Here is a 24556-nt window from a genome sequence, read left to right on the forward strand (position 1 = left end):
CAGGAAGAGAAAACAACCGTGATTCCGGGAGTAGTGGCGAGCGAAACCGGATGAGGCCAAACCCGTTACGTGTGATACCCGGCAGGGGTTGCGTGGCGGGGGTTGTGGGAGTGTTCTTCAGTCGTCTGCCGGCGGCTGGGAGAGTCAGAAACCGTTGGTGTAGTCGAAGGGCATGCGAAAGGCCCGGCGTAGAGGGTAAGACCCCCGTAGACGAAACATCAGCGGCTCTCTTGAACGCCACCCAAGTAGCACGGGGCCCGAGAAATCCCGTGTGAATCTGGCGGGACCACCCGCTAAGCCTAAATATTCCCTGGTGACCGATAGCGGATAGTACCGTGAGGGAATGGTGAAAAGTACCGCGGGAGCGGAGTGAAATAGTACCTGAAACCGTGTGCCTACAAGCCGTGGGAGCGTCGGGACGAGCTTGCTCGTCCTCGTGACTGCGTGCCTTTTGAAGAATGAGCCTGCGAGTTTGCGGTGTGTTGCGAGGTTAACCCGTGTGGGGAAGCCGTAGCGAAAGCGAGTCCGAACAGGGCGATTGAGTAGCGCGCCCAAGACCCGAAGCGGAGTGATCTAGCCATGGGCAGGTTGAAGCGCGGGTAAGACCGTGTGGAGGACCGAACCCACCAGGGTTGAAAACCTGGGGGATGACCTGTGGTTAGGGGTGAAAGGCCAATCAAACTCCGTGATAGCTGGTTCTCCCCGAAATGCATTTAGGTGCAGCGTCGTGTGTTTCTTGCCGGAGGTAGAGCACTGGATAGGCGATGGGCCCTACCGGGTTACTGACCTTAGCCAAACTCCGAATGCCGGTAAGTGAGAGCGCGGCAGTGAGACTGTGGGGGATAAGCTCCATGGTCGAGAGGGAAACAGCCCAGAGCATCGACTAAGGCCCCTAAGCGTACGCTAAGTGGGAAAGGATGTGGAGTCGCAGAGACAACCAGGAGGTTGGCTTAGAAGCAGCCACCCTTGAAAGAGTGCGTAATAGCTCACTGGTCAAGTGATTCCGCGCCGACAATGTAGCGGGGCTCAAGCGTACCGCCGAAGTCGTGTCATTGCAGTACGTACCCCCAACGGGGACTGTGATGGGTAGGGGAGCGTCGTGTGCCGGGTGAAGCAGCGCCGGAAGGCAGTTGTGGACGGTTCACGAGTGAGAATGCAGGCATGAGTAGCGATACAAGAGTGGGAAACTCTTGCGCCGATTGACTAAGGGTTCCTGGGTCAAGTTGATCTGCCCAGGGTAAGTCGGGACCTAAGGCGAGGCCGACAGGCGTAGTCGATGGACAACGGGTTGATATTCCCGTACCCGCTTCGAAGCGCCCACGCTGAACCCTCTGATGCTAAGGCCGTGAAGCCGCCGGTGGTCTTCGGACCGCTGGTTGGTGGAGCCGCCGGCCCGAGGGGGTAGTAGGTGAGCGATGGGGTGACGCAGGAAGGTAGTCCAGCCCGGGCGGTGGTTGTCCCGGGGTAAGGGTGTAGCCCGGAGGATAGGCAAATCCGTCCTCCATGCAGGGTGAGACCTGATGCCGAGCCGATTGTGGTGAAGTGGATGATCCTATGCTGTCGAGAAAAGCCTCTAGCGAGCAGCGAAGCGGCCCGTACCCTAAACCGACTCAGGTGGTCAGGTAGAGAATACCGAGGCGTTCGGGTGAACCGTGGTTAAGGAACTCGGCAAAATGCCCCCGTAACTTCGGGAGAAGGGGGGCCACGGCCGGTGACGGGCTTTGCGCCCTGAGCTGGTGGTGGCCGCAGAGACCAGCGAGAAGCGACTGTTTACTAAAAACACAGGTCCGTGCGAAGCCGTAAGGCGATGTATACGGACTGACGCCTGCCCGGTGCTGGAACGTTAAGGGGACCGGTTAGCTCGTCTTCGGACGGGCGAAGCTGAGAACTTAAGCGCCAGTAAACGGCGGTGGTAACTATAACCATCCTAAGGTAGCGAAATTCCTTGTCGGGTAAGTTCCGACCTGCACGAATGGCGTAACGACTTCTCGACTGTCTCAACCACGGGCCCGGTGAAATTGCACTACGAGTAAAGATGCTCGTTTCGCGCAGCAGGACGGAAAGACCCCGGGACCTTCACTACAGCTTGATATTGGTGTTCGGTTCGGCTTGTGTAGGATAGGTGGGAGCCGGTGAAGCATGCACGCCAGTGCGTGTGGAGGCGTCGTTGAAATACCACTCTGGTCGTGCTGGATGTCTAACCTGGGTCCGTGATCCGGATCAGGGACAGTGTCTGGTGGGTAGTTTAACTGGGGCGGTTGCCTCCTAAAGGGTAACGGAGGCGCCCAAAGGTTCCCTCAGCCTGGTTGGCAATCAGGTGTTGAGTGTAAGTGCACAAGGGAGCTTGACTGTGAGACCGACGGGTCGAGCAGGTACGAAAGTAGGGACTAGTGATCCGGCGGTGGCTTGTGGAAGCGCCGTCGCTCAACGGATAAAAGGTACCCCGGGGATAACAGGCTGATCTTCCCCAAGAGTCCATATCGACGGGATGGTTTGGCACCTCGATGTCGGCTCGTCGCATCCTGGGGCTGGAGTCGGTCCCAAGGGTTGGGCTGTTCGCCCATTAAAGCGGTACGCGAGCTGGGTTTAGAACGTCGTGAGACAGTTCGGTCCCTATCCGCTGTGCGCGTAGGAGTCTTGAGAAGGGCTGTCCCTAGTACGAGAGGACCGGGACGGACGAACCTCTGGTGTGCCAGTTGTCCTGCCAAGGGCATGGCTGGTTGGCTACGTTCGGGAGGGATAACCGCTGAAAGCATCTAAGCGGGAAGCCTGCTTCGAGATGAGGGCTCCCACCCCGTGAGGGGGTAAGGCTCCCAGTAGACGACTGGGTTGATAGGCCAGATGTGGAAGCCGGGCAACCGGTGGAGCTGACTGGTACTAATAGGCCGAGGACTTGTCCATAGCTGCTCGCGTTCACTGTGTGGTTCTGAAGTAACGGCCGCCGAGCCCACCCCCGTGCGGGGTTGGTGTTCCGGCCGGCAGCTTCACAGCGTTTCGGTGGTTATAGCGTTAGGGAAACGCCCGGTCACATTCCGAACCCGGAAGCTAAGCCTTTCAGCGCCGATGGTACTGCAGGGGGGACCCTGTGGGAGAGTAGGACACCGCCGAACAAATTGTGCGAGAAGCCCCGTGCGGGGCCCCGTCGAGGGGCCACCGCCCGGGGCTTCTCTGCGTTGTGCGTTCCGCGTTTCGCGTGATTTCCGCGGCACTCCCGCGGGGAACGCCGGTGGTGGGGAGCGGGTGAAGGATGCATACCGGTGACCCGGCTCGTGCCCTCCTCGTCCACGGAGAGGGGCGACAGATACGGTGGCCTGCATGAGCGGCGGCGCAAGGCTTATGTGGGACGAAGCGGTGACGGGCTACGACTTCGGGCCCGGGCACCCGATGGACCCCCTGCGTCTCGCGCTGACCATGCGCCTGGTGGAGGCGTTCGGACTGACCGGGCGGATGGAGGTCGTCGCGGCCCCGCCGGCCGGGGACTCCACACTGCGCCTGGTCCACCAGGCAGAGTACGTGGAGGCGGTTCGCAGGGCCTCCGAGGACCCGGCGTCGGCCGACACGTCCAGGGGCCTGGGCACCGAGGACGACCCGGCGTTCGAGGGAATGCACGCGGTGTCCGCGCTCATCGCGGGACAGTCGGTGACGGCGGCGGAATCGGTGTGGAGCGGCCGGGTGCTGCACGCGGTGAACTTCGCGGGCGGCCTGCACCACGCGATGCCGGGGGCGGCGGCAGGGTTCTGCGTGTACAACGACGCGGCGCTGGCGATCGCCCGACTGCTGGAACTCGGAGCGGAGCGGGTCGCCTACATCGACGTCGACGTGCACCACGGCGACGGGGTCCAGCAGGCGTTCTGGGACGACCCGCGGGTGATGACCGTCTCGGTGCACGAGCACCCGCGCACGCTCTTCCCGCAGACCGGCTGGCCCGAGGAGAGCGGCGGGCCGGGAGCCGAGGGGAGCGCGGTGAACGTAGCGCTGCCGGCGGGCACCGGGGACGCCGGATGGCTGCGGGCCTTCCACGCGGTGGTGCCGGAACTGGTGGAGGCTTTCCGGCCGCAGGTGATCGTGAGCCAGCACGGTGCGGACACGCACTTCGAGGACCCGCTGGCGCACCTGGCGGTGAGCCTGGACGCGCAGCGACTGGTGGCCGAGGCCTGCCACGACCTGGCGCACCGTCACTCCGAGGGACGCTGGCTGGCATTGGGCGGGGGCGGCTACTCGGTGGTCGAGGTGGTGCCGAGGGCATGGACGCACCTGGTGGCGATCGTGGCGGGAAGCCCGATCGACCCGACGGCCGACACCCCCGACGAGTGGCGGCACGAGGTGTACCGCAGGACCAGGCAGATGGCCCCGCTGCGGATGACCGACGGTCGCACCCCGCAGTGGCAGGACTTCCACACGGGGGGCTACGACCCGGCGGACCGGCTCGACCAGGCGGTCCTGGCGACCCGGCGTGCGGTGTTCCCCATGCACGGGCTGCTGCCGTAGGACCGGCAGGGCCGCGTGACGGGACCGGACCGGGTCCGGGCCTCCGGGAACACCCCCTGGCTGCACGGAAGGTGCCCTGAGTGCGTCGGGCGGGTTCTGGGGGCCTCGTGCGGGTGAAGCGCGCGCCGTTCGAGGCTCCGGCCGTCGGGACGGGGGCCAGGATCGTGGTGTGTCGGATCGTCCCTGCCCCTCCGGTGGCCCCTCCGCCCGCCTGCGCGAGGAGCTTCGCGGTCGGCTGGAGGCCTCCGGGCTCGCGGGAGCGGTGTCCGCGCGCCGGGAGAAGAGCCTGCTCCGGTACCGCATGTTCGCCGACCGGGATCCGCGGGTGCTGTTGGGGCTGGAGCCGGAGGGGGAGTGGACGTCGGCCGAACTGCTGCGGCTGATGGCCGAGAAGTGCGGAGTCTCCGCCGACCCGGGCTGTACGACGGGCCGCGAGACGATCGATCCGGACCGTACGCTGGCCGCTCTGGACCGCTTCGCCGACCGGTTGGGACGGGCCGCGGAGCGGCGCGAGCCGGTGCTGTTCGGCACGGGGCACCCCGGCAACCTCCTTCCCTTCTACAGGGGACTGGCGGCGGCTCTCTCGGCTGCGGGCTGCCCGGTACTCGCTCCCGTGCGGCGCGGGCACATCGACCTGCCGACGCGGTTCGGGGTACGTCCGCACCACGTGGGCCACACGGGCCGGGTGGCCGTGGTCCGTTCCGGCCCGGGAGAGACGGGAGAGACGGGGGGAACGAGAGGCCCGGAAGACCCGGAAGGCCCGGAAGACCCGGGAGGGGGCGCCGGGGAGGTGCACACCCATTCGCCCCTCCCGGTCCGAGCCGTCCTGGACGCCGCAGCCGGCACCGGGGGTCTCCTGCCCGAGCTGGTGGTGGGAGATCACGGCTGGGTCTGCGGTGCAGGCCAACTGGGCCTGGACGCGGTCGGGTTGGCCGACGCCGACGACCCGGCGGTGTTCGTCGCCGAGGAGGAGGGGCGGGTCCTCGTCGCCGTCCCGCTTGATGACGGGGTACGGGCCCCTTACTACCGGCCACTTACTCGCTATGTACTCAATCGAGCGTGTCTGTCATGGTAGACGGCCGATCGCAACTCCTCTTCCCCACTCGTATCACCCGCACCTACTCTGGAGCGGAGCGCACGTGCACGCCGAAGTCACCGGAGGGGAAGCCGGTGCCCGTCATGTGCGGAAGGTTCAGGTGTTGTCATGGCTTCTGGTGAGAGGCCTCTCAGTGAGGTCGTTTTCCTGACTGTGGCCGAGGTGGCCGCGGTGATGCGAGTGTCCAAGATGACCGTGTACCGGTTGGTGCACAGCGGTCATCTGCCGGCGATCCGGGTGGGGAGGTCGTTTCGGGTGCCGGAGCAGGCGGTCCACGACTATCTCCGGGAGTCCTACGTGGGGGTGGAGACGGCTTGAGGGCCTCCGGATTACAACCGTCCGACATTGGCGGGTAGGCTGGGCGACCGTAGGTCGTGTGGGCTCGGACGCCCCGCACCGAGTTGTCAACGTGAGCGAGGGTACGTCGTGGGCTCTGTGATCAAGAAGCGCCGCAAGCGGATGGCCAAGAAGAAGCACCGCAAGCTGCTGAAGCGTACGCGCGTCCAGCGTCGCAACAAGAAGTAGCCGAGCAGCGCTCCGCACTTCCCTGCCCTCCCTCCGCCGTCCTGGACGGCGGAGGGAGGGCAGTTCTGTTCCCGTGGGCCGTCCGGGGGGCCCGGGCACCGGGTGTGCCGTCGTGGCACCGTGGAACGGGGCCCACCGGATACGGTGCAGGAGGGGACCGGTCCCCGCACCGCTTCTGTGAGGGGAAGGAAGGCGCGGATTTGGGCAAGGTCGTACTCGTCACCGGCGCGGCACGGCGGCTCTCCGGCCTGCTGGTACGCAGGATCGTGCACGAGCCGCAGGTCGACCGGGTGGTCGGCGTCGACGTCGTTCCCCCCGAGGAGCCGGTGGACGGCGCGGAGTTCGTGCAGGCCGACATCAAGCACCCGATGATCGCGAGGGTGCTCGCCGAGCACCGGGTCGACACGGTCGTGCACATGGACGTCACCGGGACACCTCTGGGGCGCTCCGGGGGCGGCAGGTCGTCGGTGAAGGAGACCAACGTCATCGGCACCATGCAGCTCCTCGGTGCCTGCCAGAAGTCCCCGACGGTGCGGCGCCTGGTGGTGAAGTCCACGACCAGCGTCTACGGCTCCGCCCCGCGGGACCCGGCGGTCTTCACCGAGACGATGCAGGCCAAGTCGCTGCCCAGTGGCGGCTTCGCCAAGGACGCGGTCGAGGTCGAGGGCTACGTGCGCGGATTCGCCCGCCGCCGGCCCGACGTGGCGGTCTGCGTGCTGCGGTTCGCGAACATCCTCGGGCCGCGCGCGGACACGCCGCTCGCCGAGTACTTCTCCCTCCCCGTCCTGCCGACGGTGTTCGGCTACGACCCCCGTCTGCAGTTCGTCCACGAGGACGACGTGATCGAAGTGCTGCGGCTGGCCCTGTCGGACGCCCGGCGCGGCACCATCGACAGCGGGACGTTCAACGTGGCGGGGGACGGGGTGCTGCTGCTGTCCCAGGCCGCCAGGCGGCTGGGCAGGCCCACCGTGCCGGTGCTGCTGCCCGCCGTGACGTGGATCGGATCGGCATTGCGCACCATGGGAATGACGGACTTCTCCCCGGAGCAGATCCGGATGCTGACCCACGGGCGGGTGGTGGACACCACGCAGCTGCGCGAGACGTTCGGCTTCACACCGCGCCACGACACCGCCGGGACGTTCCGGGACTTCGTCGCGGGGCAGGGGCCGGGGCTCCTGGAACCCGAGAGGCTCGCCCGCGCCGTCGACCGGCTGTCCGAGGCCCTGCCCGCAGGGAGCGTGAAGGAATGAGGAGAGAGCCCATGGCCGACGCCGAGGTCGTCCCGCTCGACGACGACACGCGTTCGCGGCGCGGAGCGGGGGCGAAGGTGCCGAGGGGGCGCAGGGGGAGCGGCCGCAGGAACGATTCCGAACAGCGGACGCCGGCGGCGTCCCTGGCTCCCGTCCCGGACGCGGGACCGGCCGCGGAACCGGCCGCAGGGCCGGAGGCGGACCGGGAGGCCGGGGCGCCGGTGCCCGGGGAGGCGGAGGGGCCGGTGGCGGCGGAGGAGACCCCGGGACCGGTACGGGGCGGGGAAGGGCCGCAGGAGCGGCCGGAAGGGGCGGACCGGGACCTGCCCGGCCTGCCCGACCCGGCGGCGGTACTCGCGGCGCTGGGCGACGCCCTGGGGGGCGCGGCGGACCGGCTGCTCGGCGGTCCGTGGGAGCGGAAGGTCGCCAACGGGCTGGCGTTCCTGCGCCGTCGGATCACCGGGGAGTACGAGGTCGACGACTTCGGCTACGACCGGGAGCTCACCGACCAGGTGCTGATGTCCCTGCTGCGCCCGGTGTTCGCCAAGTACTTCCGGGTGGAGGTCCGGGGGATCGAGAACATCCCGGCCGAGGGCGGCGCGCTGGTCGTCGCCAATCATTCCGGGACCCTGCCGCTGGACGCGCTGATGACCCAGGTGGCGGTGCACGACCACCACCCGGCGCACCGGCGGCTGCGGCTGCTGGCCGCGGACCTGGTCTTCGTGCTGCCGGTGGTCAACGAGTTGGCGCGCAAGGCCGGCCACACCCTCGCCTGCGCCGAGGACGCCCGACTGCTGCTGGAGCGCGGCGAGGTGGTGGGCGTCATGCCGGAGGGGTTCAAGGGGCTGGGGAAGCCGTTCTCGGAGCGGTACAAGCTGCAGCGGTTCGGCCGGGGCGGGTTCGTCTCGACGGCGCTGCGCACCCGGGTGCCGATCGTGCCGTGCTCGATCGTCGGGGCCGAGGAGATCTACCCGATGGTGGGCAACTCCAGGACGGCGGCCCGACTGCTCGGGCTCCCGTACTTCCCGGTGACGCCCACCTTCCCCTGGCTCGGTCCGCTGGGCATGGTTCCGCTCCCCACGAAGTGGACCATCCAGTTCGGGGAGCCGATCGCGACGGACACCCACCCGCCGGAGGCGGCCGAGGACCCGATGCTCGTCTTCAACCTGACCGACCAGGTGCGGGAGACCATCCAGCACACGCTCTACCGGCTGCTGATGCAGCGGCGCTCGGTCTTCTTCTGAGGAGACCGAGCGCCGCCGCGCCCCCGCGGGGACGTACTGCCGTTCCCGCGGGGCTAGTCGTCGCCCCCGCCGATGCCGAGGCCGGGGAGGAGGCCGGGGAGCAGCGGGGGAAGGGTGATCTCGGCGTCGGGTTCCTCGGTGTTCCCCCCGTCGGAGGGCTCGTCGCCGTCCTCGCCGGTCCCGGGGAGGGCGGGCGGGTCGAGGAGACCGCCGCCGGTGCCGCCGTCCTCCCCGTCGGGGGCCGCGGAGCCGCTGCTGTCCCCGCCGTCCGGTTCCCCGGTGCCGCTGCCGTTCGGGCCGTTCCCGCCGGGCGTGCCGGAGGGGTCGGTGCCGCTCGGGGAGGGTGTGCCGGCGTCGGGCGACTGCGGGGCGCCGCCGGTGCGGGTCGACGACCCGTCACCGGTGGAGGAGGGGGTGGGCAGCAGGCTCTGCAGCGGTGCGACGTCCCGCTCTATGGCGTCGAGGACCGAACTGACCTGGTCGCGGACGGGGGCGAGCCGGTCGGGCAGCCTGTCGCGGAGGTCTGCCCAGGCCCCGGACTGGACGGTGGAGAAGGCGGAGAGCGACTCGATGGGCTTGAGCGAGCCGTCGCGCCGGTAGGCGTCGCTGAGCAGCCGGTGCCCCTCGGCGGCCTCGTCGTGCATGTTCGTCAGGGTCCTGCCGACCTCCTGGACCGACTCGTCGTCGAGCTCGCCGACCCGTGCCCGGTCCATGAGGCGGCGGGCCTCCTGCATCCGGGTGGAGGCGAGGTCCAGGTGGAGCCTGCCGCGGTCGGTGCCGTCGTCGGCGAGGTCCAGGCGCAGGTCCTCCATGCCCCGTTTGAGGCCGTAGAGGGTGTCGCCGGGGAGCGCGTCCGTGCTGGCGACGGCCATTCCGCCGAAGGCGCTCGCGGCGACGCCCACGGACAGTCCGCCTGCGGCCAGCCTGCGGCCCCAGCGGGTGCGGGGCCGGTACCGGTGCAGGCCGGCCGGGCGCCGGACGTCCCGGCCGCCGCGTTGTTCGGGCACGGTTCCGTCGGACTCGAAGGCGCCCTCGGCGAAGGCCGCCTCCATCGCGGCCACCAGCCGGGCGCGCTGGACGGTCTTCACCTCGGCGGCCAGTTCGGGGGCCGGCACGCTGCCGAGTGCCTCGGCCAGGGCGACCATCCTGTCCCGTTCCGCCTCGGGGCCGTCGGTCGCGGCACGGGCGGGCGGCTCGGCCGCCTTCTCCTCCGCCCGGTCCGCACCGCGGTCCTCGAGGGCCCGGGCGAAGGCGGCCGCCCGCCGGTGCGCCGTTGCGTTCGTGATCACGGGCTGCACCTCCTCTCGTCGTCAGCTTCGACACGCCGGCACGCCCGCGCCGTTCCACACCTTGAGGACTTCCACTCGATCGAGTGACTCGAGGCGGTGCGTGACCGGCCTGCGGCAGGTGGGGACGGAGCAGGCCGGCGTGCGGGCGCAAGGGCTTGCACAGCAGGGAACGAGCAGGATGCCGCTCGGGTTACGCGGGCACGCCGGTCGTGACGCCGGGCGCCCGGCCGGTCACCGCGCATCGTCGGGGAGGAGTCTGGCCAGGGTGCGCACCGCCCGGTACTGGAGGGTCTTGATCGCTCCTTCGTTCTTCCCCATGATCCGGGCGGTCTCGGCGACCGAGAGGCCTTGGAGGAAGCGGAGGGTGACGCACTCCTGCTGCTGGGGGTTGAGCCTGCGCACGGCCTGGAGGAGGGACTGGTTCGACAGCAGTTCCAGGACGGAGTCCTCGGGACTGCGCTCCACCTCGTTGGCGTCGAGCATCTCGCCGGTGGTCACCTCGAGCCGGAAGCGGCTCGACTTGAAGTGGTCGGCGACCAGGTTGCGGGCGATGGTGACCAGCCAGGCGCCGAAGTCGCGGCCCTGCCAGGTGAACGTCCCGATCCTGCGGAGGGCGCGCAGGAATGTTTCGCTGGTCAGGTCCTCGGCCGTGGCCCGGCCGCCGACCCGGTAGTAGACGTAGCGGTAGACGGTGTCGGAGTAGTGGTCGTAGAGCTGACCGAACGCCTCGGCCTCACCCGACTGGGCGCGCTCGACGAGGTCCATCATCCGGCGGCTGTCGTCGTCGGTGCGCTGCTGCCGGCCGGTTCGCGCGGCGGCCGGGGCGGTCTGTGTGCGGGTGGCGGGTCCGTACGCGGTGCGGCGGGGTGCTGTGCCTGCCATCGCGTAGAGCGGGCCTGCGGGGACTGGTGCGGCGTAGGCGGGCATGGGCACGGCGAGCGCAGCGGCGTTGGGGACGACGGAACGCAGGTGCTCGCACACCAGCGCCCGCAGCGCAGCCAGGCCTGAGGCCTCAACCCCGACGTGTGGGTACACGGGACTCCCAGAGGCAGAACTTCACATCACGTGCAGTACGGGACCGATCACCCGTCGTGACGACAAGTGGGTACCGGCGTGCGTCTGAGGAGAATAACGCTTAGTGCAGGCGGTGCTACGGCTTGTTGTCGAAACTGTCGATTAGGTCGACCAACTCATTGATTGAGGATCGGTCAATCACCGAATGACAGAAGCTTTCTGACCGTTTGTGTGCTGTTCCTGCACGGGGTGAGGGTGTGTTGTGACCGGGGAGGCCGCCGGGGGCCGTCGGGGCGCCGGGGGAGGTCAGCGCCGGCGGCGCTGGAGGGCGACGGCCGCGGCGGCGCCGCCGGCGACCGCCCCCACCCCGGCCGCGGCCGGGATGCCGATCTTCGCCGCCTTGCGCCCGGTGCGGTAGTCGCGCAGCCTCCAGTCGTGCTCCCTGGCGTGCCGACGCAGCGCCGAGTCGGGGTTGACCGCGTAGGGGTGGCCGACCAGGGACAGCATGGGGATGTCGTTGGCGGAGTCGCTGTAGGCGGCGCAGCGGGACAGGTCCAGCCCCTCCGCCTGGGCGAGCGCCTTGACCGCCTCGGCCTTCGCCGGGCCGTGCAGGGGCTCGCCGACGAGCCGGCCGGTGTAGACGCCGTCGACCGACTCGGCGACGGTGCCCAGCGCCCCGGTCAGGCCCATCCGGCGGGCGATGATCGAGGCGGTCTCCACCGGGGCCGCGGTGACCAGCCAGACCCGCTGCCCGGCGTCCAGGTGGGCCTGGGCCAGGGCCCGGGTGCCGGGCCAGATCCGCCCGGCCATGTACTCGTCGTAGACCTCCTCGCCGATCGCCAGCAGCTCCTCGACGCGGTGGCCCTTGACGATGGACAGGGCGCTCTCGCGGGCGTCCTGCATGTGGCCCGCGTGCTCGGAGCCGGCCAGCCGGAACCAGGCCTGCTGCCAGGCGAACCTGGCCAGTTCGCGCTTCTGGAAGAACTTGCGCTTGTAGAGCCCGCGGCCCAGGTGGAAGATGGCCGCGCCCTGCATGACGGTGTTGTCCAGGTCGAAGAAGGCGGCGGCGCGCGAGTCCCCGACGACCGGGAACTGCTCCTCGGGCTCGGGCGCGGCGGCGAGCGCCGCCTCGGCGGCAGCCTCGCCCGCCAGTACGGTCCGGGCGGTCACGGACCGCTTCCGGGAAGTGAGCCTTCTCAGCACGGCCATGCGGTGAGCATAACCACTGCCGGAGACGATCCGGTGACGGCGCGGTTCCCCCCTGTGCACCGTCCGCGTGAACTCCTGCGGTCCCCCGGCCCCCCGGCCCCGGCCGGTCCGCCCGCCCGGGGGCGGGAGCGCGCCGGGCCCGGTCCGGGGCCGCGCCGCACCCGGCCCGGGGGGGCGGCACAATGGGCCGGGTGAGCCCATTGATCGGACGCCGCACCCGCAAGGACCCCGCCCGGCACGAGGTCACCCTGATCACCAGGCCCGGCTGCCACCTGTGCCACCGGGCGCGCGCCGTGGTGGAGAAGGTCACCGCCGAACTCGGGGTCCCCTGGAAGGAACTGGACATCACCCGGGACGAGGCGCTGTACGCCGAGTACTGGGAGAAGATCCCGGTGACCCTGGTCGACGGCGAGCAGCACGGCGTCTGGCGGGTCGACGAGGAGAAGCTGCGGGCCGCACTGGAGCGGTGACGCTTCGTCGCCGGGTGGTGACGGTCCGCCCCGGAGCGGCGGCGGCCCGTCCTGCGGCGGTGCACGCGGACTTATGCCAACCTTCGCCGTTCGATTACCATCGAGACGTTTTGTGTTGTCAGGGGGCGCGTCGGTGAGGGCGGTGAGCACGTGCTCCCCTGCGGCTATGCGGTCGTCGACCTGGAGGCCACCGGGCCCAGTCCGCGACGGCACCGCGTCCTCGAGGTCGCCGTCGTGCTGCTGGACGCGCAGTGCCGGACCGAGCGGGAGACCAGCACCCTCCTCGACCCCGAGGGGCCGGTGGGCCCCACCCACATCCACGGCATAGTCCGCGGCGACACCGCCGGGGCGCCGCGCTTCGCGCAGATCGCCGCCCGGCTCCTGGCGCTGCTGGCCGGCCGGATCCTGGTGGGGCACAACGTCGGCTGCGACCGGTCTTTCCTGGCCGCGGAGTTCGCGCGGCTGGGAACGGCCTTCCCCCGGGGGCCCGAGCTGTGCACGATGCGGCTCGCCCAGACCTACCTGCCCGCACTGCCGGGCCGCTCGCTGAGGGCCTGCTGCGCGGCCGCCGGCCTGGCGGACTTCCCCGCCCACACCGCGCTGGGCGACGCCCGGGCGACCGCGGCGCTGCTGGCGCACTACGCGGGCCGGCACCCGGCGCGGACGGCGGACGGGGCGTGGGCCGCGGTGCTCGCCGAGGCCGTCGGTGCCGCCCGCGCGGCGGGGGCCGCCGGGGCAGGGGGCCCGGACGGAGCAGCCGTACCCGTGCCGACGGGGGCGGCGCAGGGGTGCGGGCAGGGGGCCCGGGAGGTTCCGGCCGGGGTCTCGTGGCGGCCCCGGACGCCTGTCGTGCGGCCGGTTCACGTGGACGGCTCCGGTGGGGGAATGGTTCCCCGTGCCCGGTATGGGGGTGCGTGATGCCTGTCACTTCGCACGGACAAAGCGGACACCATCTTTGTGCACACGTTCACAAACGCATAGCCTGGCGTGAACGGGGCGACTCTCGGGCGAGCCGCCCGCAGCCCAGCTCTACCGGCAGGAGCATCGTGGCATCTGGCCGTTCTCACCGACCGGCGACACGCAGCCGAGGGATCCCCGAGGCCACCGTCGCCAGGCTTCCCCTGTACCTGCGGGCACTGACCGCGCTCTCCGAACGCTCGGTGCCGACGGTCTCCTCGGAGGAGCTCGCCGCGGCAGCCGGAGTGAACTCCGCGAAGCTGCGCAAGGACTTCTCCTACCTCGGCTCGTACGGAACCCGCGGTGTCGGCTACGACGTCGAGTACCTCGTCTACCAGATCTCCCGGGAGCTGGGCCTCACCCAGGACTGGCCGGTCGTCATCGTCGGCATCGGAAACCTGGGTGCGGCGCTCGCCAACTACGGCGGCTTCGCCTCCCGCGGCTTCCGGGTCGCGGCGCTGATAGACGCCGACCACGCGCTCACCGGCCGGAACGTCGCCGGGCTGCCGGTGCGCCACACGGACGAGCTCGAGGACATCATCCGGGACAACCAGGTCTCCATCGGTGTCATCGCCACCCCGGCCGGGGCGGCCCAGGAGGTCTGCGACCGGCTGGTCGCGGCCGGGGTCACCAGCATCCTCAACTTCGCGCCCACCGTGCTCTCCGTCCCCGACGGGGTCGACGTGCGGAAGGTGGACCTGTCGATCGAGCTGCAGATCCTCGCCTTCCACGAGCAGCGCAAGGCCGGCGAGGACCTCGGCGAGGCGGTCGCGGCCGCCTCGGCCGGGGAGGAGAAGGGCGGGCTGGCCCCGCGCGCCAAGACCGCCGCGGCCAAGGCGGCCGCGGCCAGGACCGCCGCGGCCAAGGCCGTGGCGGCGGCCGCGGGCAAGACCAAGCGGCCCGGACCCGACGGGGACGTGCCCGCTGTGATGCCGGCGTGAACGAGCGGACGGACTCCCCGGCGGCGTGCCGGGGAGAGGGAGAAGCGACGATGAAGGGGCGCGTGATGGGCGAGGGCCTCCTCGTACTGGGCGGAGGGCACGCATGAGCCTGCTCGTCGTCGGCCTCAGCCACCGCACCGCCCCGGTCAGCGTGCTCGAGCGCGCGTCCCTGACGGCGGACACCAAGGCCAAGCTCCTGCAGGACGCCGTCGCCGCCGAGCCCGCCTCCGAGGCGGCGGCGCTGGCGACCTGCAACCGCATCGAGCTCTACGCCGACGTGGACAAGTTCCACGCCGGCGTCGCCGAGCTGTCCACCCTGCTGGCCCAGCACAGCGGAGTGGGCCTGGAGGAGCTCACCCCCCACCTGTACGTGCACTACGAGGACCGGGCCGTCCACCACCTGTTCTCGGTCGCCTGCGGGCTGGACTCCATGGTCGTCGGCGAGGGCCAGATCCTGGCCCAGATCAAGGACGCGCTCGGCGGCGCGCAGGAGCTGAACACCGCCGGCCGGCTGATCAACGACCTCTTCCAGCAGGCCCTGCGGGTGGGCAAGCGGGCCCACACCGAGACCGGCATCGACCGGGCCGGGCAGTCCCTCGTCACCTTCGGCCTCGACCGGCTCGCCGCCGCCGTGGCGGGCGGACCCGCCGACGGCTGGATCCCCGGCCGCCGCGCCCTGGTCGTCGGCGCCGGCTCCATGAGCTCCCTGGCCGCCGCCACCCTGGCCCGCGCCGGGGTCGGCGAGCTGGTCGTCGCCAACCGCACCCCCGAGCGCGCCGAACGCCTCGCGGCGGCCACCGGCGGCCGCGCCGTGCCCTTCGCGGCCGTCCCCCGCGAGCTGGCCCGCGCCGACGTCGTGATCTCCTGCACCGGCGCCACCGGCCTGGTCCTGGACGGCACGGTGATCGCCCGCGCGGCCGCCGCCCGCGCCGCGGACGGCGCGAGCACCCCGCTCGGCCTGCTCGACCTGGCCATGCCCCGCGACATCGACGCCTCCGCGCACGCGGTCGACGGAGTGCACCTGGTCGACCTGGAGACCATCTCCGAGGCCGCCGCGGACGCCCCCATGGCCACCGACGTCGACGCGGCCAAGCGCATCGTCGCCGACGAGGTCACCGCCTTCGGCGCCGCCCAGCGCGCCGCCCGCATCACCCCCACCGTGGTGGCCCTGCGCACCATGGCGGCCGACGTCGTGGCCGGCGAGCTCGCCCGCCTCGACGGCCGCCTGCCGGGCCTGGACGACAAGTCGCGCGCCGAGATCACCCAGACCGTGCGCCGCGTCGTCGACAAGCTCCTGCACGCGCCCACCGTGCGGGTCAAGCAGCTGGCGGGCGAGCCCGGCGGCGCCGGGTACGCGGACGCGCTGCGCGAACTCTTCGACCTCGACCCGCAGACGGTCGCCGCCGTCAGCAGGGCCGACACCGGCGACGACCCGAACAGAGGGCGGGCATGATGACCGAGACAACAACAACCACCACCACGGGGACGCTGAGGCTCGGCACCCGCCGCAGCAAGCTCGCCATGGCGCAGTCCGGCCTCGTCGCACAGGCGGTCCGGGACGTGACCGGGCGCCCCGTCGAGCTGGTCGAGATCACCACCTACGGCGACACCTCGCGCGAGTCGCTCGCCAGCATCGGCGGCACCGGCGTGTTCGTGTCCGCCCTGCGCGACGCGCTGCTCGACGGTGCCGTCGACTTCGCCGTGCACTCGCTCAAGGACCTGCCCACCTACGGCGCCGAGGGCCTCGTCCTGGCCGCAGTCCCCGAGCGGGAGGACCCGCGCGACGCCCTCGTGGCCCGCGACGGCCTCACCTTCGAGCAGCTCCCCGACGGGGCCCGCGTCGGCACCGGCTCGCCGCGCCGCGCGGCGCAGCTCAACGCCTGGGCCCGCGCGCTGGGCCGCCGCATCGAGACCGTGTCCATCCGCGGCAACGTCGACACCCGGATCGGCTTCGTCCGCTCCGGGGAGCTCGACGCCGTGGTCCTGGCCGCGGCAGGACTGAACCGGCTCGGCCGGATCGGCGAGGCCACCGAGCTGATCAGCCCCGACGCATGCCTGCCCGCCCCCGGCCAGGGGGCACTGGCGGTGGAGTGCCGCGCCGACGCGCCGGAACTCGCCGCCCAGCTCGCCGTGCTCGACGACCCCCACACCCGGGCCGCCGTGACCGCCGAGCGTTCCCTGCTCGCCGCTCTGGAAGCCGGCTGCTCCGCCCCCGTGGGCGCGCTCGCCGACGTCCTGGCCGGCGGGCCTGCCACCGAGCTGCGCCTGCGTGGCGTCGTCGGCACCGTCGACGGCACCTCGCTGGTGCAGCTGTCCACCACCGGCCCCGTCCCGGCAACCGGCGGGGAGGCCGCGGCCCTCGGCCGCGAACTCGCCGCGGACATGCTTGCCAAGGGCGCGGCCGGTCTGATGGGGGAGCGAGCACTTTGAGCCCCACCGCCGTGAACGCGAAGCCCGAGCCGACCGCCCCGACCAGCCGACGGAACGACAGGGGGAACGTCGTCTTCCTCGGCGCAGGACCAGGAGACCCCGGCCTGCTGACGCTGCGCGCCGTCGAGGCGCTCGCGGACGCGGACGTCCTGGTCGCCGACCCGCAGATCGCCGACACCCTCCGCACCCACACCCGGGCAGGTGTGGACGTGACGGAACTTCCCGCACCCGACGAGGTGTTGGGCGCGACTTCCGCCACCGCCAAGCTTGTCACGTCCTTCGCGGCGGCCGGCAAGCGGGTCGTCCGCGCGGTGGCCGGCGACCCCGGCATGGACGGGACGGCGGCCGACGAGATGCTCGCCTGCGCCAGGGCGGGCGTGGCGTTCGAGGTCGTCCCCGGAGTGGCCAACGCCGTCGGCGTGCCCGCCTACGCGGGCGTCCCGCTGTGCGCCGGGGGCAAGGGGGTGCGGTTCCTCGACGCCGCCACCGCCACCGACCGCTGCTGGCACGACGCCGGGACCGACGACGCCACCCTGGTCGTCAGCACCACCCTGGAGGACACCGCCGCCGTCTGCGCCTCCCTGGTCGCGGCCGGCCGCAGGGCCGACACCCCGCTGACGGTCACCATTGCCGGCACCACCACCCGCCAGCGCACCTGGTCGGCCACCCTGGCCACGATCGCCGCCGAGCTCAAGGCCACCAAGGCCCTCCCCTCGCCGGCCGGCCCGCAGCCCGCCATAGCCGTGGTCGGGGAGCAGGCCGCCGGCCGCGACCAGCTGTCCTGGTTCGAGACCAAGCCGCTCTTCGGCTGGAAGGTCCTGGTGCCCCGCACCAAGGAGCAGGCCGCCTCCCTGTCGGACCAGCTGCGCTCCTACGGCGCCGTGCCGCACGAGGTCCCCACCATCGCCGTGGAGCCCCCGCGCACCCCGCAGCAGATGGAGCGGGCCGTCAAGGGCCTGGTCACCGGCCGCTACGAGTGGATCGCCTTCACCTCGGTCAACGCCGTGCGCGCGGTCCGGGAGAAGTTCGAGGAGTACGGACTCGACGCCCGCGCCTTCGCCGGTATCAAGGTCGCGGCCGTCGGCGAGCAGACCGCCAAGGCGCTCGTCCGGTTCGGCGTCAAGCCCGACCTGATGCCCAGCGGCGAGCAGTCCGCGGCCGGCCTGCTGGAGGACTGGCCGCCCTACGACCCGGTCTTCGACCCGATCGACCGCGTCTTCCTGCCGCGCGCCGACATCGCCACCGAGACCCTGGTGGCCGGCCTGATCGAGCTGGGCTGGGAGGTCGACGACGTCACCGCCTACCGGACCGTGCGCGCCTCGCCGCCGCCCGCCGAGACCCGCGAGGCCATCAAGGGCGGCGGCTTCGACGCGGTGCTGTTCACCTCGTCCAGCACCGTCCGCAACCTGGTGGGCATCGCCGGCAAGCCGCACAACATCACGGTGATCGCGTGCATCGGCCCGGCCACCGCGAAGACCGCGGAGGAGCACGGCCTGCGCGTGGACGTGATGGCACCCGAGCCGTCCGTGCACGCCCTGGCCGAGGCGCTCGCCGAGTTCGGCGCAGCGCGCCGGGCCGCCGCCGTCGAGGCGGGCGACCCGGTCACCCGGCCCAGCGAGCGGCGCGCCGGATCCAGGAGGAGGGCACGCGGATGAACACCGCACACGGACAGCACGAGCGGTACGGACAGCACGGGCAGTACGAGCAGGGCGGGCAGTACGGACGGTTCCCGGGTGCGCGGCCGCGCCGGCTGCGCACCACCCCCGCCGTGCGCCGCCTGGTCGCCGAGACCCGGCTGCACCCGGCCGACCTGATCCTCCCCGCGTTCCTGCGCGAGGGGATCTCCGAGCCGGTGCCGATCTCCTCCATGCCGGGCGTGTACCAGCACACCCGCGACACCCTGAAGAAGGCCGCGGCCGAGGCGGTGGCCGCGGGAGTCGGCGGGATCATGCTGTTCGGCGTCCCCGAGCACAAGGACGCCGTCGGCTCGGCCGGCACCGACCCCGACGGCATCCTCCAGGTCGCGATCCGCGACGTGCTCTCCGAGGTCGGCGACGACCTGGTGGTCATGTCCGACCTGTGCCTGGACGAGTACACCGACCACGGCCACTGCGGCGTCCTGGACGCGCGGGGACGGGTGGACAACGACGCCACCCTGGAGCGCTACGCCGAGATGGCCGTCGTCCAGGCCGAGGCCGGCGTCCACGTGGTCGGCCCCAGCGGCATGATGGACGGCCAGGTCGGCGTCGTCCGCCGCGCCCTGGACGGCGCGGGCCACCAGGACGTGGCCGTCCTCGCCTACACCGCCAAGTACGCCTCGGCGTTCTTCGGGCCCTTCCGGGAGGCCGTGGACTCCTCCCTCGAGGGCGACCGCAAGACCTACCAGCAGGACCCGGCCAACGCCCGAGAGTCGATGCGCGAACTCGCCCTCGACCTCGCCGAGGGCGCCGACATGGTGATGGTCAAGCCGGCCCTGCCGTACCTGGACGTCCTGCGGCGGGTCGCCGACGCCGTCGACGTCCCCGTGGCCGCCTACCAGGTCTCCGGCGAGTACGCGATGGTCGAGGCCGCCGCGGCCAACGGCTGGGTGGAGCGCGAGCGCGTGATCATGGAGACCCTCACCGGCGTCCGCCGGGCCGGTGCCGGGAACATCCTCACCTACTGGGCCACCGAGGCCGCGGGCCTGCTCGCCCGCGGCTGAGGCCGGGGCCGAGCGGCCGGAAGGCGCCGCACGGGCCCGCAACGGCCCGTGCGGCCCCGCAGCGGCGCACATGCGGTGCCGTCACGGCCCGCACGGCGCACACGGCGCGTACGAAGGGCCCGGTCCGGCGGGCGGCACCCGTGCCGCCCGCCGGACCGGGCCCTTCGCGCGACCGGCCCCGCCGGTCCTACTTCTTCGCGGCCTTGTCCACCGCGGCCACGGCCTCCCCGGCCGCCTTCGCGGCACCGTCCTCGACGGTCTTCGCCTTGGGGGTCTTGCCGTCCTCGAAGCCCGCGCCGTTGTAGTTGACGATCACGACGACGTTCGCGGTCCGCGCCACCACGGTGGCCCTGCGGTACTCCTCGCCGTCGTCCTTGGCCTTCCAGCTCAGCCGGACCGCCTGGTCCCCGAGGTCCTTCAGGTCCTTGCGCGCGGCGTCCTTCGCCTCCCCGGCGGACTGCTTCAGCTGGGAGGCGAACCGCTCCTTCGCCTGCTCCTCGGCGCTGCCGATGCCCTCCACGGACTCGAACCGCTGGTAGGTGACGTCCAGCCAGCGGTACTGGTAGCCGTCCAGGCCGTTCCAGGAGCAGGTGCCGCGGCTGGAGGTGTCACTGGACTTGGAGGCCTTTCCCGCGGCCTTCTCGGCCTCGGGGACCAGGTCCTCGACCGTGCCCTTCGACAGAGCCTTGCAGGGGTCGGGGATCGTGCTGTACTTCGCCGCCGCGAGCTTCGGCGGGGCGGAGGCCGCCCCGGCCGACTCCTTGGCGTCCTGAGCCGTCCCGGAGCCGCTGTCCGAGCCGGAAGAACAACCGGCGATGAGCAGCACCGGCACGGCTGCCAGCGCCGCGAGGCGGGCGGGGCGTCGGGCTATTCGCTGCATGGGTCCTTCACTTGTCGTTCGTGGCGGCAACGGGTTCCTGCCGCAGACGTAAGCGGACAGAATACGTCGTTCCCCCGTCGGGGAGTCAGTCGTCGAACTGCTCGACGAGTTCGGCGGCCACGCTCCGGGCCCGCAGCTGGAGCGCCCCGCCGGCCGGGACCACGCTCCTGTCCAGCGGCCATTGCGAGTACTCCACCGTCACCAGGACGTTGGAGGTGCGGAAGACGAGAGTTACGTCACGGTGCGTTCCGGTGCCGCGGGCGGTGAGCCGGTCGTGGACGAACGCGGCGTCCCCGATGCCGCCCAGGAGGCGGGAGGAGGTGCCGGGCGCGCCGGTGCCGTCCGCGGCGGGGCCGGAGGCGGACGGGGCCGCGGGGGAGTCCTCGTCCGCGGGGGAGTCCTCGTCCGCGGGGGAGTCCTCGGCGTCCGGCGTCCCGTCGTCCGTCCCGTCGCCCCCGGCCTTCGCCTCGCCGCTCCGGCCGGCCGGAGCGGCGGAGGGGAGGTCCGGGATGCCGGCCCCGGTGGCCAGCGCGAGGAACTCCTGCTGCGCCTGGTCGTCGTCGCTGACCGCCGTGTCGTAGGAGACGACGCGCTCGAAGTCGACGCTCAGGTAGTGGTCCGCGGCGGAGTCCCGCCCCGACCACTTGCAGCCCGCCCGGCGGTCGGTGTCGTAGGTGAGACGGGCCTCGCCGTCGTAGTCCTCGGCCCCGGGGACCAGCCGCTTCAGCAGGGAGGGCGCCACCGAACCGCAGGGCTCGGGCAGGGTGCTGTGCCTTCCGGGCGGCGCGGGGGCGGCCGACCGGCCTGCCCCGGCCCCGGCCGGGTCGTCCGTCCCCGCGTCGTCCTCGGCGCCGGAGGTGCAGGCGGTGAGGGAGGCGGCGAGTACGGCGGCGGCCAGGAATGGAGCCGCGACCGCTCGGCGCACGCCCCTCGTCTGCAGCACTGGCCGGCCCCTTTCGTCGTGCGCCGGGCGAAAACCCGTTGCTGTCGTTGATGGCTCCGTGAGGACAATGTCTACCGCAATCAACGAGCAGCAGTTCCACGGGGGCACTCCATGACGTACACCGAGGTACCCGGCGCCCGGGTGCCGATCCGCATGTGGACCGACCCGGCCGCGGTCGAGGGCCAGGCGATGCAGCAGCTGTACAACGTCTCCTCGCTGCCGTGGATCAGCGGACTGGCCGTCATGCCCGACGTCCACTACGGCAAGGGCGCCACCGTCGGCTCGGTCATCGCGATGCGCGACGCGGTCTGCCCGGCCGCGGTGGGCGTGGACATCGGCTGCGGGATGAGCGCGGTGAAGACCTCGCTGACCGCCAACGACCTGCCCGGCGACCTGTCCCGGCTGCGGTCGAAGATCGAGCAGGCGATACCGGTGGGCCGCGGCATGCACGCCGAACCGGTCGACCCGGGCCGCTTCCACGGCTTCCCGACGGCCGGCTGGGACGACTTCTGGTCCCGCTTCGACGGCCTCGCCGAGGCGGTCAGGTTCCGCCGCGAACGGGCCATTGCGCAGATGGGGACGCTCGGATCGGGCAACCACTTCGTCGAGTTCTGCCTCGACGAGGAGGGCTCGGTCTGGCTGATGCTGCACTCCGGCTCCCGCAACATCGGCAAGGAACTGGCGGAGCACCACATCGGCGTCGCGCAGAAGCTCCCCCACAACCAGGGCCTGGTCGACCGGGACCTGGCGGTCTTCGTCGCACAGACCCCGCAGATGGCCGCCTACCGCGACGACCTGTTCTGGGCGCAGGAGTACGCCCGGCTCAACCGCGCCGTGATGATGGCGCTCTTCCAGGACGTGGTGCGGCGCGAGTTCAAGAAGGCCAAGGTCACCTTCGACCCGGTCATCTCCTGCCACCACAACTACGTGGCGGAGGAGACCTACGAGGGCGTGGAGATGCTGGTCACCCGCAAGGGCGCGATCCGCGCCGGCCGCGGGGACCTGGGCATCATCCCCGGCTCGATGGGCACCGGCTCCTACATCGTGCGGGGCCTCGGCAACGAGGCGGCCTTCAACTCCGCCTCGCACGGGGCCGGCAGGAGGATGAGCCGCAACGCCGCGAAGAAGCGCTTCACCACGCGGGACCTGGAGGAGCAGACCAGGGGCGTGGAGTGCCGCAAGGACTCCGGTGTCGTGGACGAGATCCCCGGCGCCTACAAGCCCATCGAGAAGGTCATCGACCAGCAGAAGGACCTGGTCGAGGTCGTCGCGAAGCTCAAGCAGGTCGTCTGCGTCAAGGGCTGACCCCGGCGGGAGGTCCGGCCGGGGCGGGGGCCGGCCGGTGCGGGCCCCGGCCGGTGCGTGCCGCCCGGCCCTCCCGCCGCACCGTCAGGAACCCGCGGTGCGGTGGACCTTGTGCTGGGCGGCCTGGGCGCGGGGGCGGACGACCAGCAGGTCGACGTTGACGTGGGAGGGCCGGGTGACCGCCCACTCCACCGTGTCCGCCACGTCCTCGGCGGTCAGCGGCTCGGCCACGCCCGCGTACACGTCCGCGGCCTTCGACGCGTCCCCGCGGTAGCGGTTCACCGCGAACTCGTCGGTGCGCACCATCCCGGGGGCGATCTCGATCACCCGCACCGGCTCCCCGCACAGCTCCAGCCGCAGGGTCGCGGCGAGCGCGTGGGCGCCGTGCTTGGCCGCCACGTACCCGCCGCCGCCCTCGTAGGCGAGGTGCCCGGCGGTGGAGGACAGCACGACCACCGTGCCGTCGCCGGAGGCGGTCAGTGCGGGCAGCAGCGCCTGGGTGACGTGCAGCACGCCCAGCACGTTCACCTCGTACATCGCCCGCCAGTCCGCCGGGTCGGCCTCGGCGACCGTTTCGGCGCCGATCGCGCCCCCGGCGTTGTTCACCAGCACGTGGCACGTCCCGAGCCACGCGGCGAAGGCGTCGACGGCGTCCCGGTCGGTGACGTCCAGGGCGTACGCGTCGGCCCGGTGGCCGGCGGCGGTCAGCTCGGCGGCCAGGGCGTCGATGCGCTCCTTGCGGCGGGCCGTCAGCACCACGCGGTAGCCGGCCTGCGCCAGCTTGCGTGCGGTCGCGGCACCGATGCCGCTGCTGGCTCCGGTGACGACGGCAGTGCGGGACATGCGGTGCCCTCCTGGCGGTGGTGCGGACGACCCTTCGTCAGAGCAGGATAGGCGCCCGCCCCGCCCCCCGGGCCGGGGGTGGCCCCCGTCCGGTACCGGTCCGCCCCGCGACGGAGGCCGGGGGCTGCGCGCGGGGCTGCGCACCGCGGCCGGGTGCGGCGGTCGCGCACCGCACCGCAGCACACCGCGCGGCCCGGTGGCGTGCAGTGCCGACGGGGTGCCGGCGGGGTCAGCGGCCGAACAGCCCGCCCAGCAGGTCTTCGAGGAGGTCGGTGATCCCGGTCAGCAGGCCCGTTCCCCCCGGCGCGGCCGGCGGTTGCGGGGTCTGCGCCGGAGGAGCCGGGGCCGCGGGCGGCGCCGGGGCCGCGGGGGTCGTCGGTGTGCCGGTGGAGGGGGGCCGGGGCGCCGTCCCGCCGGCGGGCGGGGCCGGTGCCCGTCCCCGGTCCGGGGCGGGGGGCCGGTCGGCCGGCCCGGGGGGACGAGGCTCCGTGTGCTGCCGGTCCGCCCGCGCGGCCGACTCCTTCCCCAGCCCGTCCGGCGCCGTGGCGTCCTCCCGCACGGCCTTGCCCCCCGCCCCCGCGCTCCTCCCCCCGCGGGCGTCCTCCCGGGAGGCGGTGTCCGCGGTCGCGCCGGGATTCGGCCCGCCCGGTCCGGCGTCCGCCGGCCCGCCCGTCGACGCGGGGGCCGGGAGGACGGAGGGGGCGGCCGCGGCCTGCGGCACCGTCCCGTCGGCCGCGGGACCGGGCGCGGTGACGAGGGCCCACGCGGCGACGCCGGCCCCCAGGGAGACGCCCGCCGCGGTGAGCGCGGTGAAGCGGGTGCGGCGTGCGGATGCGGACGGGGATACGGGTATGGAGCGGCGGTGCCTGCCCACGTGACTGCCTTTCCGGGAACGGTGCTCCGTGACGCGCACAGCGGTCACTGTGAAGAATCGGAAAGTAGCCGAGCGTGTGCGCCCCCGTGGTGCGCTC

Annotated in this window: 21 protein-coding genes and 2 rRNA genes (1 of these 23 cut by a window edge); 16 read left to right on the top strand and 7 right to left on the bottom strand. The window is 71.9% G+C overall.

Features of this window, described 5'->3' with window-relative positions; all coding sequences use genetic code 11:
* The 8 genes from GQS52_RS14350 to GQS52_RS14385 form a co-directional block, all read left to right on the top strand.
* Window positions 1–2901 (top strand): 23S ribosomal RNA (locus GQS52_RS14350) (it extends 214 nt beyond the left edge of the window).
* Between the two features lie 92 nt (window positions 2902–2993).
* A 5S ribosomal RNA gene (rrf, locus tag GQS52_RS14355) occupies window positions 2994–3110 on the top strand.
* A 205-nt stretch (window positions 3111–3315) separates the two neighbouring features.
* On the top strand, window positions 3316–4488 hold the full coding sequence (locus tag GQS52_RS14360) for an acetoin utilization protein AcuC (RefSeq protein ID WP_182313817.1): 1173 nt from the start codon (window positions 3316–3318) through the stop codon (window positions 4486–4488).
* A 169-nt stretch (window positions 4489–4657) separates the two neighbouring features.
* Complete coding sequence (locus tag GQS52_RS14365; protein ID WP_259370778.1) at window positions 4658–5563, top strand: phosphatase; 906 nt, start codon at window positions 4658–4660, stop codon at window positions 5561–5563.
* Between the two features lie 129 nt (window positions 5564–5692).
* Complete coding sequence (locus tag GQS52_RS14370) at window positions 5693–5902, top strand: helix-turn-helix domain-containing protein (protein ID WP_182313818.1); 210 nt, start codon at window positions 5693–5695, stop codon at window positions 5900–5902.
* Between the two features lie 108 nt (window positions 5903–6010).
* Window positions 6011–6109, top strand: coding sequence for an AURKAIP1/COX24 domain-containing protein (locus tag GQS52_RS14375; RefSeq protein WP_003948845.1), 99 nt, complete (start codon window positions 6011–6013; stop codon window positions 6107–6109).
* Window positions 6110–6309: 200 nt separating this feature from the next.
* Entirely contained in the window at window positions 6310–7359 is a 1050-nt protein-coding gene (locus GQS52_RS14380; RefSeq protein WP_182313819.1) for an NAD-dependent epimerase/dehydratase family protein, read from the top strand.
* 11 nt (window positions 7360–7370) lie between these two features.
* On the top strand, window positions 7371–8603 hold the full coding sequence (locus GQS52_RS14385) for a lysophospholipid acyltransferase family protein (protein ID WP_182313820.1): 1233 nt from the start codon (window positions 7371–7373) through the stop codon (window positions 8601–8603).
* Between the two features lie 53 nt (window positions 8604–8656).
* Here GQS52_RS14385 and GQS52_RS14390 read toward each other — a convergent pair whose 3' ends face one another.
* The 3 genes from GQS52_RS14390 to GQS52_RS14400 form a co-directional block, all read right to left on the bottom strand.
* Complete coding sequence (locus GQS52_RS14390) at window positions 8657–9892, bottom strand: DUF5667 domain-containing protein (RefSeq protein ID WP_182313821.1); 1236 nt, start codon at window positions 9890–9892, stop codon at window positions 8657–8659.
* A 231-nt stretch (window positions 9893–10123) separates the two neighbouring features.
* The gene (locus GQS52_RS14395; protein ID WP_182313822.1) at window positions 10124–10927 is read right to left on the bottom strand and encodes an ECF subfamily RNA polymerase sigma factor, BldN family; all 804 of its coding nucleotides are present in this window, start codon (window positions 10925–10927) and stop codon (window positions 10124–10126) included.
* A gap of 285 nt (window positions 10928–11212) precedes the next feature.
* Window positions 11213–12115, bottom strand: a complete 903-nt coding sequence (locus tag GQS52_RS14400) for an HAD-IB family hydrolase (protein WP_182313823.1) — start codon at window positions 12113–12115, stop codon at window positions 11213–11215.
* Window positions 12116–12297: 182 nt separating this feature from the next.
* On the opposite strand from GQS52_RS14400, the gene GQS52_RS14405 reads away from it, so the two are divergent.
* The 7 genes from GQS52_RS14405 (at window position 12298) to hemB (ending at window position 19614) form a co-directional block, all read left to right on the top strand.
* Window positions 12298–12585 carry a glutaredoxin family protein gene (locus tag GQS52_RS14405; RefSeq protein WP_182313824.1) on the top strand — a complete coding sequence of 96 codons (288 nt, stop codon included), beginning with the start codon at window positions 12298–12300 and terminating at the stop codon, window positions 12583–12585.
* A 150-nt stretch (window positions 12586–12735) separates the two neighbouring features.
* Complete coding sequence (locus GQS52_RS14410; RefSeq protein ID WP_259370779.1) at window positions 12736–13503, top strand: 3'-5' exonuclease; 768 nt, start codon at window positions 12736–12738, stop codon at window positions 13501–13503.
* 128 nt (window positions 13504–13631) lie between these two features.
* Window positions 13632–14483, top strand: a complete 852-nt coding sequence (locus tag GQS52_RS14415; protein WP_182313825.1) for a redox-sensing transcriptional repressor Rex — start codon at window positions 13632–13634, stop codon at window positions 14481–14483.
* A 103-nt stretch (window positions 14484–14586) separates the two neighbouring features.
* Window positions 14587–15936 (top strand): glutamyl-tRNA reductase, encoded by a 1350-nt coding sequence (locus tag GQS52_RS14420; RefSeq protein ID WP_182313826.1) that lies wholly within the window; start codon window positions 14587–14589, stop codon window positions 15934–15936.
* Entirely contained in the window at window positions 15933–16913 is a 981-nt protein-coding gene (gene hemC / locus GQS52_RS14425) for a hydroxymethylbilane synthase (RefSeq protein ID WP_182313827.1), read from the top strand. The genes GQS52_RS14420 and hemC overlap by 4 nt, the downstream gene beginning before the upstream one ends.
* 11 nt (window positions 16914–16924) lie before the next feature.
* Window positions 16925–18568 (top strand): bifunctional uroporphyrinogen-III C-methyltransferase/uroporphyrinogen-III synthase, encoded by a 1644-nt coding sequence (locus GQS52_RS14430; RefSeq protein ID WP_259370780.1) that lies wholly within the window; start codon window positions 16925–16927, stop codon window positions 18566–18568.
* Complete coding sequence (gene hemB, locus GQS52_RS14435; RefSeq protein WP_182313829.1) at window positions 18565–19614, top strand: porphobilinogen synthase; 1050 nt, start codon at window positions 18565–18567, stop codon at window positions 19612–19614. The genes GQS52_RS14430 and hemB overlap by 4 nt, the downstream gene beginning before the upstream one ends.
* Before the next feature lie 187 nt (window positions 19615–19801).
* On the opposite strand, the gene GQS52_RS14440 is transcribed toward hemB, so the two are convergent.
* Window positions 19802–20494 (bottom strand): hypothetical protein, encoded by a 693-nt coding sequence (locus GQS52_RS14440; protein ID WP_182313830.1) that lies wholly within the window; start codon window positions 20492–20494, stop codon window positions 19802–19804.
* A gap of 85 nt (window positions 20495–20579) precedes the next feature.
* Window positions 20580–21437 carry a hypothetical protein gene (locus tag GQS52_RS14445; RefSeq protein ID WP_182313831.1) on the bottom strand — a complete coding sequence of 286 codons (858 nt, stop codon included), beginning with the start codon at window positions 21435–21437 and terminating at the stop codon, window positions 20580–20582.
* A gap of 111 nt (window positions 21438–21548) precedes the next feature.
* On the opposite strand from GQS52_RS14445, the gene GQS52_RS14450 reads away from it, so the two are divergent.
* Window positions 21549–22742: an RtcB family protein gene (locus GQS52_RS14450; RefSeq protein WP_182313832.1), complete on the top strand. Its 1194-nt coding sequence runs from the start codon at window positions 21549–21551 to the stop codon at window positions 22740–22742.
* A gap of 84 nt (window positions 22743–22826) precedes the next feature.
* Here the strand turns inward: GQS52_RS14450 and GQS52_RS14455 are convergent, their stop codons facing one another.
* Both GQS52_RS14455 and GQS52_RS14460 read right to left on the bottom strand, forming a co-directional pair.
* Complete coding sequence (locus GQS52_RS14455; protein WP_182313833.1) at window positions 22827–23585, bottom strand: SDR family oxidoreductase; 759 nt, start codon at window positions 23583–23585, stop codon at window positions 22827–22829.
* A 229-nt stretch (window positions 23586–23814) separates the two neighbouring features.
* Entirely contained in the window at window positions 23815–24459 is a 645-nt protein-coding gene (locus GQS52_RS14460; protein WP_182313834.1) for a hypothetical protein, read from the bottom strand.
* Window positions 24460–24556: the final 97 nt, after the last annotated feature.

Source organism: Streptomyces sp. SCUT-3, assembly GCF_014083985.1.
Lineage (GTDB): Bacteria > Actinomycetota > Actinomycetes > Streptomycetales > Streptomycetaceae > Streptomyces_H > Streptomyces_H thermolineatus.